The organism is Bradyrhizobium ferriligni, from assembly GCF_056837965.1.
The window spans coordinates 17,133-28,292 of the sequence record NZ_JBXEJO010000023.1 but is presented as its reverse complement, the minus strand read 5'-3'; the positions used below and the strand labels follow the sequence as shown (position 1 = coordinate 28,292).

The window sequence follows — 11,160 nt, the reverse complement described above, 5'->3', positions numbered from 1 at the left end:
ATGGATTCACGGATCATGGACCTTCTCGCCGATCGCGTGCTCGAACTTGGGCCGAAACCTGCCGCCGACAGCCCCTACAGGAATTTCAAGCTGACGCGCGATGAGGACGGCATTGCCTGGCTGCTGTTCGATCGCGCCGGTGCCAGCGCCAACACGCTGTCAGCCGATCTGCTCGAGGAGCTCGACGCTGTCGTCGCGGCGCTGGAGAACCAGCGGCCGACCGGCCTCGTGGTGCGCTCGGCCAAGCCAAGCGGCTTCATCGCCGGCGCCGACGTCAATGAGTTTCGCGGCGCGAGCGATTCCAGCGCGGTCGAGACCGCGATCGGCCGCGCCCATGCGGTGATCGACCGGCTCGAGGCGTTGCGCGTGCCCTCGGTCGCTGTCATCCACGGCTTCTGCCTCGGCGGCGGCCTCGAGGTCGCGCTGGCCTGCCAGATGCGGATCGCGATCGACGACGCGCGGTTCGGCTTCCCCGAGGTGATGCTCGGCCTGCATCCCGGTCTCGGCGGGACCGTGCGCTTTACCGAGCTGGTCAACCCGATGCAGGCGATGACCTTGATGCTGACCGGCAAGACGATCGACGCGCGCCGCGCCAAGTCGCTTGGCCTGGTCGACGCCGTCACCCAGGAGCGCCATGTCCGCAACGCGGTGAAGGATGCGGTGTTCGGCCGGCTGAAACGCGCCAGGCCGGGCGCGCTCAACTCGATCCTCAATCTTGGTCCGGTCAGGGGCTTCCTCGCCTCGCGGATGCGCAGCGAGGCCGGGAAGGCAGCGCCGCGCAAGCATTACCCGGCGCCTTATGCGCTGATCGATCTGTGGGAGAAGCACGCCGGCAACCGCGCGGCGATGCTGAATGCAGAGAAGGCCTCGTTCGCCAATCTGATGGTGACGCCGACCGCACAGAATTTGATCCGCGTGTTCTTCCTGCGCGAGCAGATGAAGAAGGTCGCCGGCTCCGGCAACAAGGTTGCGCATGTCCATGTCATCGGCGCCGGCGCGATGGGCGGCGATATCGCGGCCTGGTGCGCCAACCAGGACATGCGGGTGACCTTGGCCGACATGAAGGCCGAGCCGATCGCGGGCGCGATGAAGCGGGCTTCGGAGCTGTACGGCAAGATCATGCGCAAGCGGATCGACCAGCGCGACGCGCTCGACCGGCTGATTCCCGACATGGACGGCGAGGGCGTCCGCAATGCCGATCTGATCATCGAGGCGGTGCCGGAAAAGCTCGAGCTGAAGCAGAAGGTCTATGCCTCCCTCGAGCCGAAGTTGAAGCCCGGCGCGATCCTCGCCACCAACACCTCGAGCATCCCGCTGCAGGATCTGCGCACCACGCTGGCACGGCCGGAGCGGCTGCTCGGCCTGCACTTCTTCAACCCTGTGTCGCGGCTGCAACTCGTCGAGGTCGTCAGCCATGACGGCACCGATACCGGCATGCTCAAGGAGGCGCTCGCCTTCGTCGGCGCCATCGACCGCCTGCCGCTGCCGGTGAAGAGCTCGCCGGGCTTCCTCGTCAACCGCGCGCTGACGCCATACATGCTGGAAGCGATGATGATGCTGGACGAGAAGATCGACCAGCGCCTGATCGACGCGGCCGCGGTCGAGTTCGGCATGCCGATGGGGCCGATCGAACTCGCCGACCAGGTCGGCCTCGATATCTGCCTCGATGTCGGCGACATGCTGCGCTCGAAGTTCGGCGATACGCTGCCGCCGACGCCTGCGTGGTTGCGCGAAAAAGTCGCCAGGGGCGAGCTCGGCCGCAAGACCGGCAAGGGCTTCTACACCTGGAAAGACGGCAAGGCGGAGAAGGCGCCGCTGCCCGAGACTGGTCCCCGGGTGAGCGATGAGATGATCGACCGCCTGGTGCTGCCGATCTCGAATGTCTGCGTCGCCGCCTTGCGCGAGGGCATCGTCGACAATCCCGACATGGTCGACGGCGCGATGATCTTCGGCACCGGCTATGCCCCGTTCCGCGGCGGCCCGCTCAACTATGCGCGCAGCCGCGGCGTCGACAATGTGGTGTCGGCGATGCAGGCCTTGATGCGCAAGTTCGGCGGACGATTTGCGCCGGATCCCGGCTGGGAGTCCTTCAAGTGACCGATTCGCAAGTGACCGATTCGCAAGCGACCGCCTCGCAGGTGACCGACACCCATGTTCACGCGCCGCTGAGCAGCGATGCCGAGCCGAAGGGCGATCTCTGCATCCGCACGCTGGCGATGCCGGCCGACACCAATGCCAATGGCGACATCTTCGGCGGCTGGCTGCTCAGCCAGATGGATCTCGGCGGCGGCGTGTTCGCCTCCAAGGTGGCGAAGTCGCGCACAGTGACGGTCGCGATCGACGCGATGAATTTTCGCAAGGCGGTCAATGTCGGCGATCTCGTCTCCGTCCATGCCAATCTCGTGCGCATCGGCCGCACCTCGATCACGGTGCATCTCGAGGCCTGGGTGCTGCGCCGTCGCGAGCAGCAGTCGATCCTCGTGACCGACGGCAACTTCACCTATGTCTCGATCGACGAGCAGGGCCATCCGCAACCGATCCAGCGCGACGGCGCCACGATCGAGACCTGACATTGGTCGCGCCAGTGCCGCTGATTCGGCGCGGGAGCAAACGCGTCGAAACTGAGTCCGGAGCGTGGTTTGATTGCAAAAGCGTCGGATTCCAACGCTTCGCCTCGCAAAATAACTGAGGAACAAACAGCCAGCGATTCCGTTGTCGGGCCGGAGTCAAACCGAGGCTGACAATGTCCGACAGTTACGTGATCGAAGTGAGTTCGCAGACGGCGGGTATCGTGGTGCGCGATACGCGTGGTTATCAGTTCTTTGCTGCATCGCACCTTTTCGACCGCCTTGAAGGCCAGATCTTCCGCAATGCCCGCGAGGCCGAGCGCGCGGCGCGCCGGCTGCTTACCGGTCAATCCATGCAGGTGGCGTCGTAGAACACCTTTGCGCGACAGCGCGTGGCCCGGGCGAAGCGTCCACCTTCGCCCAAGCCTTCCCTGATCCGGCACTGCACGTTGACCTCCGTGCCGAACGGTCGCACCATGGGCGACTCGCCGTTTCAAGGGGGCCGCCGTGGCCGGACTCTCCCATCGCCAGACTGAAATTCTCAACATCGCGCGTGCGTTCGGCCGGGTCATGGTCGAAGACCTCGCCAAGCGATTCGAGGTGTCGGCGCAGACCATCCGCAAGGACCTCAACGATCTCTGCGACCAGCGGTCGCTGACCCGCATCCATGGCGGCGCGATCATCGCCTCGGGCGTCGAGAACCTCGCCTATGAGGCGCGTCGCTTCGTCGCCGCCGAGGAGAAGAAGGCGATCGGCGCTGCCGCGGCGGCACGGATTCCGAACGGCTGCTCGCTGTTCATCAATATCGGCACCACCACGGAAGAGGTCGCGAGCGCGCTGACCTCGCATGAGGATCTGCTCGTCATCACCAACAACCTCAATGTCGCGATGCTGTTGTACCGCCATCCGCGCATCGAGGTGGTGGTGGCCGGCGGCACGGTGCGCCGCGCCGACGGCGCCGTGGTCGGCTCCACCGCGACGCAGCTGATCGGCCAGTTCAAGGTCGACTACGCCATCATCGGCGCATCGGCGATCGACGAGGAGGGCGCGCTGCTCGACTTCGACTATCGCGAGGTGCAGGTCGCGCAGGCGATCATCGCCAATGCGCGCAACGTGATGCTGGTCTCGGACTCGACCAAGCTCCGCCGCAGCGCGCCGGTGCGGATCGCCCATATGAGCCAGATCCAGACCTTCGTCACCGATTCACCGCTCCCCGCGGGCCTCGCCAATATCTGCCATAGCCGCGGCATCGAGGTGGTCGTCGCGATGGACAAGCCGCAAGTCGATCTCGACGACAACGGCGCCGACGCGGCACCCGCGACGCTGCGCAGCGCGCAGGGCGCTTGATCGCTCAAGTTTTAGCGAACCTGTTTCGGATGCCTTTCGGCCGCTGCTGTAGCCTGCCCGAGGTGGAGCGGTTCGTTGGTCAGCACGCAATTCAAGATCGTCACGGCATTGGGCATGGCGGCGATGTTCGGCATCGTCTCGTTTGTCTTTGGCTTTAACGTCGCATCCGTGTGCGCGACGGCGCTGGCCGGCGGTGTTTCTGCGCTTGTGGTCATGCTCGCGTTCGATGGTGAGACCCAGCCGTCATCGAAGAACGTCCGTGCCGACATCTTTCGCTTCGGCAGCGGGAGCCGCCCGGCCTGGCTTTCGGAACTGGAACAGCAGAACGGCCGTGGCAGGAAACTGCTTTACGGACTGTCGCGGATCTTCTTTTCGGGATCGCTGTGTCAGCGCACCGCGAGCGGGGCCTTCCTCGCGCAGTCGGTAATCGGCCTGGTGGCGATCGTCCTGTTCCGGCTTGGCCAGGCGATGGGCTTTGACATGCGGCTGTTCGCAATCCCGTCGCTCGGCAGCCTGTTTGCGGATGGCATCCCGATGTCGGCTGCAGCAATCGCGCGGGTGAGGTTCGAGCACCTCTTCCTGCCGCTGGTCTCGCTCTACGCCGTCACGTTTTCCCTGTTCCTGATCGCATTGCTTGGCGATCTCGCGACCATCCTGCGCGACTGGCGAGAGCAGTGGAAGTATCTCACGATGCCGCTGTTCTGCTTTGCATTCTGGGCACTCCTGGCGCACCGAAAATCATCGGGATATAGCGCCTTGCAAGTCGCGCTCGGCGGCGGACACCTCTGGGCCTATGTCGCGGTCTTCGTGTTCTTTCCGCTTTTCTTTCTCGTGCTGTCGGCGTCGCTGCCAGGCAATCGGGCGATCCGATGAACAGGGATCGCTCGATCGGGCGAATCTATCTCCGCTTCGCGCTCAAATGGTATGCGATCCTTTTCGCCGCATCGTTGGTCCTCTACGTCCTGTTCGCCAGCGGTCATACATACATCGCGTCGACCGGTGTGCTTTTGCTCGCCGTCTACTTTGTGCGCGACAGCCGAGCTTGCGCCAAGCGGGTAGGCGGTGAAGTTCGCCGTACCTACGATCCCGAAAAGGCTCTGTCGGAATTGCGCGTCGGACGACCGCCACAGCGTCCCTGACCGTCCGCCACCGCTTTGCCTGGCGTCACCCCAAGCGTCGCCCGTCCGTCCTCCCCAAAAGCCCTGACCGCGAGCACTTCGCCCAAAGAATCCCCGACGAAAGTTCCCCGTTTTCACTTTGCTTTCGTTTTTGGTTGTGATTTACTCCAATCCGAAAGTAAAACCGTCAAAGCGAAGGCGGTTGCCGGGGGAAGCGTTCTTTGGATCAGATTTACGACCTCGCCATCATTGGAGGCGGCGTTAATGGCTGCGGCATCGCGCGCGATGCAGCGGGCCGGGGTAACTCTGTTTTCCTCTGTGAAATGAACGACTTGGCCAGCGGGACGTCGTCCTGGTCGACCAAGCTCGTGCATGGCGGTCTGCGCTACCTCGAATATTACGAGTTTCGTCTGGTGCGCGAGGCGCTGATCGAGCGCGAAATCCTCTGGCAGATCGCACCCCACATCATTCGGCCGCTGCGTTTCGTTTTGCCGCACCACGCCGGCCTGCGCCCGGCCTGGCTGTTGCGGCTCGGCCTCTTCCTCTACGACCACATCGGCGGCCGGCATTTGCTGCCGGCGACGCGCTCGGTCGATCTGACCCGCGACGTGGTCGGCAAGCCGCTGATCCCGGGCCGCTACACCAAGGGCTTCGAATATTCCGACTGCTTCGTCGACGACGCCAGGCTGGTTGCGTTGACCGCGCGCGATGCCGCCGATCGCGGCGCCGAGATCCGCACCCGCACCCGCGCGGTCGAGATCAGGCAGGTCGACGGCGTCTGGCATGTCACGGTCGAGGACAGTGTCACGGGTGCCCGCGACACGATCCAGTCACGCGTGCTGGTCAATGCCGGCGGTCCCTGGGTCGAACAGGTCCTGGCCTCGGGCGCCGGCGTCAACGCGCGCGCCAAGGTGCGCCTGGTGCAGGGCTCGCACATCGTGGTGCCGAAGCTCTACGACCACGACCGTGCCTACATCTTCCAGAATGCCGACGGCCGCATCATCTTCGTCATTCCCTATCAGGACGACTTCTCGCTGATCGGTACCACCGATCGCGACTATGACGGCGATCCGGCCAAGGTGAAGGCGACGCAGGAGGAGATCGAATATCTCTGCGCCTCCGCCAGCGCCTATCTCGCCAAGCCGGTGAAGCCCGAGGACGTGGTCTGGAATTACTCCGGCGTGCGTCCGCTCTATGACGACGGCGCGAGCGAAGCCAAGGCCGCGACCCGCGACTATGTGTTCGAGCTCGATACGCCCGGCGGTGCGCCGCTACTGTCGATCTATGGCGGCAAGATCACGACCTATCGCCGCCTCTCCGAAGAGGCGCTGGAGCGACTGTCGCCCTATCTCCGCGGCACAAAGGCGCAGGAGGGCTGGACCGGCAAGGCGCCGCTGCCCGGCGGCGACATGGATGTATCCGCGGTCGCGGCGCTGAGCGCCGAATTGATCCGCAACTATCCGTTTCTCGCGCAATCGCACGCCAATCGTCTCGCCCATGCCTATGGCACGCGCGCCAGCAAAGTCTTGGGCAATGCAACATCGACGGCCGATCTCGGCCGCTCCTTCGGCGCCACCTTGACGGAAAGCGAAGTCAGGTACCTGATGGCGAACGAATGGGCTCGGACTGCGGACGATGTCGTCTGGCGACGATCCAAGCTGGGCTTGCGGATGACGGCGGGTGAGATCGCCGCGCTCGACGAGTGGATGCTCGCCAACCGCGTGTCCGGTGAACGTCCCCTCCGCGAAGCGGGAGGACGGGCATGAGCGTCACACTGCAGAATGTCACGCGAACCGTGGATGGCATTCCGACCATCCGCGATGTGTCGCTGACGCTGGAGCGTGGCACGCTCAGCGTGCTGCTCGGGCCCACGCTGTCGGGCAAGACCTCGATCATGCGGCTGCTCGCCGGCCTCGACAAGCCAACCACCGGCCGCGTGCTGGTCGACGGCAAGGACGTCACCGGCGCCGACGTGCGGCAGCGTTCGGTCGCGATGGTCTATCAGCAGTTCATCAACTATCCCTCGCTGACGGTCTACGAGAACATCGCCTCGCCGTTGCGCGTGCAGGGCAAGCCGCGCGCCGAGATCGAGCGGCGGGTGGCGGAAGCGGCCAGCCTGTTGCGGCTCGAGCCGTTCCTGAAGCGCACGCCGCTGCAACTCTCCGGCGGCCAGCAGCAGCGCACCGCGATCGCGCGGGCGCTGGTCAAGGGCGCCGACCTCGTGCTGCTCGACGAGCCGCTCGCCAATCTCGACTACAAGCTGCGCGAGGAGCTGCGCGCCGAGCTGCCGCGCATCTTCGAGGCCTCCGGCGCGATCTTCGTCTATGCCACCACCGAACCGTCGGAAGCGCTGCTGCTCGGCGGCGACACGGTGTGCATGTGGCAGGGCCAGGCGCTGCAAACCGGCGCGACGCCGAAGGTCTACCGTCATCCCGACACGCTGCGCGTTGCCCAGGTGTTTTCCGATCCGCCGCTCAACATCATCGGCATCGAGAAGAAGGGCGCGCAAGTGATCTATGCCGGCGGCGAGCAGGCGCCCGCGGCCGGCCTCTATGCCAATCTGCCAGATGGCCGCTACCGGACCGGCTTCCGCGCGCACCAGCTCGAGGTCGGGAATGTCGCGGCCGGCCGCCACAAATTTTCCGCCGCGGTGACGGTGACCGAAATCACCGGGTCGGAGAGCTTTGTGCACGTCCATGTCCACGGCTCGAATTGGGTCGCGGTGCTGCACGGTGTGCACGAATATGAACCCGGGCAGGTGCTCGACGCCGCGCTCGATCCCGACAACATCTTCGTGTTCGACGCGGCCGACCGTCTCGTCGCGTCGCCCGCGACCGCGTTTTCGGGCGAGGTGCATCGCGCGTCGCGCGAAGCAAACGCATCAAGCGGCAACAGAAAGTGAGGGAGATGCTTCATGGCCCGCATTGACCTCGTCGATCTCGCGCACTCCTACGGCGGCAACGACGCGCCGCAGGAATCCTTTGCGCTGAAGCCGGTCACCATGACCTGGCGGCAGGGCGGCGCCTATGCGCTGCTCGGGCCGTCCGGCTGTGGCAAGACCACGCTGCTCAATTTGATCTCCGGTATCGTGACGCCGTCGCGCGGAAAGATCCTGTTCGACGGCCGTGACATCACGCCGCTGTCGACGCAGAAGCGCAACATCGCGCAGGTGTTCCAGTTCCCGGTGATCTACGACACCATGACGGTCGGCCAGAACCTGGCCTTCCCACTGAAGAATCGCGGCGTCGTGAAGGCCGAGGTCGACGCGCGGGTCAGGCAGATCGCCGATCTGCTCGACCTCACGCCCTATCTCAAACGCAAGGCGACGCGGCTCACCGCCGACGCCAAGCAGAAGATCTCGCTCGGCCGCGGCCTGGTGCGGTCCGACGTCGCGGCCGTCCTGTTCGACGAACCGCTGACGGTGATCGATCCCGAGCTGAAGTGGCAGCTGCGCTCCAAGCTGAAGGCGCTGCATCGCGAGCTCGACCTCACGATGATCTATGTCACCCACGATCAGACCGAGGCGCTGACCTTCGCCGACACCGTCGTCGTGATGCATGACGGCCGCGTGGTGCAGAGCGGCACGCCGGCCGAATTGTTCGACAAGCCGGCGCATACCTTCGTCGGCTATTTCATCGGCTCGCCCGGCATGAACATCGTGCCCGCCGAGGTCAGTGGTCACGAGGCGCGGGTCGACGGCCATGTCATCGGCCTGCATCGAAACTATGGTGTGCTGCCTGCGGGCAAGAAGATCGAGATCGGCGTGCGGCCCGAATTCGTCGATGTCGCGGCGCCGGCGTCAGGGCTGCTGTCGGCCACCATCGAGCGGATCGACGATCTCGGCCGCATCCAGTTCGCCCGCGTGCGGGTCGGCGATACCAAATTCGCCGCCCGCGTGCCGCCGGGCTTCTCGGTCTCCGGCAACACCGCCGGGCTGATCTTCAATCCGGCGCATGTCCACGTCTATGCCGACAGCCATTTGGTGGAAGGGGTCGCCTGATGGACAAGACGATCAACCAAAAAGCCTGGTTCCTGGTGCTGCCAGTGTTCCTGGTGGTCGCGTTCTCGGCGGTGCTGCCGCTGATGACCGTCGTGAACTATTCGATGCAGGACACCTTCGGCAACAACCAGTTCTTCTGGAACGGCGTCGGCTGGTTCAAGGAGCTGCTCGATCCATCGACCGATCTCGGCGGCCGCTTCCTGGCCTCGCTCGGCCGCAACCTGTTCTTCTCTGCCGTGATCCTCGCGATCGAGGTGCCGCTCGGCATCATCGTCGCGCTGTCGATGCCGCGCGAGGGCTGGAGCGTCGCGGCCTGCCTCGTCATCCTTGCCTTGCCGCTGCTGATTCCGTGGAACGTGGTCGGCACCATCTGGCAGATCTTCGGCCGGCCCGATATCGGCCTGCTCGGCTATGTGCTGAACCACCTCGGCCTCAACTACAATTACGTGTCCAATGAGGTCGACGCCTGGGTCACGGTCATCGTGATGGACGTCTGGCACTGGACCAGCCTCGTCGCGCTGCTCTGCTATGCCGGGCTGAAGTCGATCCCCGACGCCTATTACCAGGCGGCGCAGATCGACGGCGCCTCGCGCTGGGCGGTGTTCAAGGCGATCCAGCTGCCGAAGATGAACCGCGTGCTGCTGATCGCGGTGCTGCTGCGCTTCATGGACAGTTTCATGATCTACACCGAGCCGTTCGTGGTCACCGGTGGCGGCCCCGGCAATTCGACGACCTTCGTCTCGATCGAGCTCGTCAAGATCGCGCTCGGCCAATTCGACCTCGGCAAGGCCGCGGCGCTGTCGCTGGTCTACAATTTGATCATCCTGATCGTGTGCTGGGTGTTCTACACCGTGATGGTCAATGCCGGCTCCGAGCGTCCGGCCAAGGAAGGAGCGGCGTGATGCATTCGATCCCCGGCCGCCGCCTGATCATGGCGCTGTTTTTGATCTTCCTGCTGTTGCCGATCTACTGGCTCGTCAACATGAGCTTCAAGACCAACGCCGAGATCGTCTCGACGATGACGCTGTGGCCGCACACGCCGACGCTGCAGCACTACAAGCGCATCTTCACCGACGAGAGCTGGTATTCGGGCTACATCAATTCGCTCGAATACGTCGTGCTCAACACCATCATCTCGATCGCGGTGGCGTTGCCGGCGGCCTATGCGTTCTCGCGCTACCGCTTCCTCGGCGACAAGCACCTGTTCTTCTGGCTGCTGTCGAACCGCATGGCGCCGGCGGCGGTCTACGCGCTGCCGTTCTTCAACCTCTATTCGGCGATCGGCCTGTTCGATACGCCGTGGGCGGTCGCGCTCGCGCACTGCATCTTCAACGTGCCGCTGGCGGTGTGGATCCTCGAAGGCTTCGTCTCCGGCGTGCCGCGCGAGATCGACGAGACCGCCTTCCTCGACGGCTATTCGTTCCCGCGCTTCTTCATCAAGATCCTGGTGCCGCTGATCGCGAGCGGCATCGGCGTCGCCGCCTTCTTCTGCTTCATGTTCTCCTGGGTCGAGCTGCTGCTGGCGCGGACGCTGACCTCGGTGCAGGCCAAGCCGATCGCGGCGATCATGACGCGCACGGTCTCGGCGGCCGGCATGGACTGGGGGCTGCTCGCCGCCGCCGGCGTGCTCACCATCATTCCGGGCGCGCTGGTGATCTGGTTCGTCCGCAACTACATCGCGCGCGGCTTCGCGCTCGGCCGGGTCTAGGAGGCGATCATGGAATCCATCGCATGGATGGCCTGGACGCTGCCGACCGCGATCTTCTTCGCGCTGCTGGCCTCGACGCTCGGCGTGATGACCTGGCTCGCGGCGGTTTATCCCGAGGCCGAGCGGGTCGGCGTGCTGCGCATCCCGACCACGCGCGGCGATCGTTTGTTTATTTCGCTGGTGCTGGCGGCGGTGATCCACCTGGTGTGGATCGGCCTCGTCGGCACCGATCCGATCCTCACCCTGCCGATCGGCGAGGGCGTGGAAATTTCGAGCCTGTGGCTCGCAACGCTGATTTCGCTTCTTTCAGCCGTGGCGATCTTTCGCACCGTCTGACGAAAGCGAAGAAGAGCAGATCCGGGGTCAACCCGGGCCTGGGGTTTTGTTTGTCGCTGCAACCGGAGGAATCATAATGCGACA

Annotated in this window: 12 protein-coding genes; all 12 read left to right on the top strand. The window is 64.7% G+C overall.

Features of this window, described 5'->3' with window-relative positions; genetic code table 11:
• The 12 genes from AC1VNY_RS15620 to AC1VNY_RS15565 all read left to right on the top strand — a co-directional run bounded on the left by AC1VNY_RS15620 (position 1) and on the right by AC1VNY_RS15565 (position 11,076).
• Positions 1-2,097, top strand: coding sequence for a 3-hydroxyacyl-CoA dehydrogenase NAD-binding domain-containing protein (locus AC1VNY_RS15620; RefSeq protein ID WP_482405816.1), 2,097 nt, complete (start codon positions 1-3; stop codon positions 2,095-2,097).
• A 41-nt stretch (positions 2,098-2,138) separates the two neighbouring features.
• Positions 2,139-2,570, top strand: coding sequence for an acyl-CoA thioesterase (locus AC1VNY_RS15615; protein ID WP_482405882.1), 432 nt, complete (start codon positions 2,139-2,141; stop codon positions 2,568-2,570).
• 173 nt (positions 2,571-2,743) lie between these two features.
• On the top strand, positions 2,744-2,938 hold the full coding sequence (locus AC1VNY_RS15610; RefSeq protein WP_028338602.1) for a hypothetical protein: 195 nt from the start codon (positions 2,744-2,746) through the stop codon (positions 2,936-2,938).
• A 136-nt stretch (positions 2,939-3,074) separates the two neighbouring features.
• Positions 3,075-3,914, top strand: coding sequence for a DeoR/GlpR family DNA-binding transcription regulator (locus AC1VNY_RS15605; protein ID WP_028338603.1), 840 nt, complete (start codon positions 3,075-3,077; stop codon positions 3,912-3,914).
• A 75-nt stretch (positions 3,915-3,989) separates the two neighbouring features.
• Complete coding sequence (locus AC1VNY_RS15600; RefSeq protein WP_482405815.1) at positions 3,990-4,787, top strand: hypothetical protein; 798 nt, start codon at positions 3,990-3,992, stop codon at positions 4,785-4,787.
• Entirely contained in the window at positions 4,784-5,053 is a 270-nt protein-coding gene (locus AC1VNY_RS15595) for a hypothetical protein (protein WP_212057503.1), read from the top strand. Before AC1VNY_RS15600 ends, AC1VNY_RS15595 begins: the two co-directional genes overlap by 4 nt.
• 200 nt (positions 5,054-5,253) lie before the next feature.
• Positions 5,254-6,798, top strand: coding sequence for a glycerol-3-phosphate dehydrogenase (glpD, locus tag AC1VNY_RS15590; RefSeq protein ID WP_482405814.1), 1,545 nt, complete (start codon positions 5,254-5,256; stop codon positions 6,796-6,798).
• Positions 6,795-7,934 (top strand): ABC transporter ATP-binding protein, encoded by a 1,140-nt coding sequence (locus tag AC1VNY_RS15585; protein WP_482405813.1) that lies wholly within the window; start codon positions 6,795-6,797, stop codon positions 7,932-7,934. Before glpD ends, AC1VNY_RS15585 begins: the two co-directional genes overlap by 4 nt.
• A gap of 12 nt (positions 7,935-7,946) precedes the next feature.
• Positions 7,947-9,032 (top strand): ABC transporter ATP-binding protein, encoded by a 1,086-nt coding sequence (locus tag AC1VNY_RS15580; RefSeq protein ID WP_482405812.1) that lies wholly within the window; start codon positions 7,947-7,949, stop codon positions 9,030-9,032.
• On the top strand, positions 9,032-9,934 hold the full coding sequence (locus AC1VNY_RS15575; RefSeq protein ID WP_028338609.1) for a carbohydrate ABC transporter permease: 903 nt from the start codon (positions 9,032-9,034) through the stop codon (positions 9,932-9,934). Before AC1VNY_RS15580 ends, AC1VNY_RS15575 begins: the two co-directional genes overlap by 1 nt.
• A complete protein-coding gene (locus AC1VNY_RS15570) occupies positions 9,934-10,740 on the top strand; it encodes a carbohydrate ABC transporter permease (protein ID WP_028333212.1) in 807 nt (268 codons plus the stop codon). The genes AC1VNY_RS15575 and AC1VNY_RS15570 overlap by 1 nt, the downstream gene beginning before the upstream one ends.
• Positions 10,741-10,749: 9 nt before the next feature.
• Positions 10,750-11,076: a DUF2160 domain-containing protein gene (locus tag AC1VNY_RS15565; RefSeq protein WP_139864503.1), complete on the top strand. Its 327-nt coding sequence runs from the start codon at positions 10,750-10,752 to the stop codon at positions 11,074-11,076.
• Positions 11,077-11,160 lie beyond the last annotated feature (84 nt).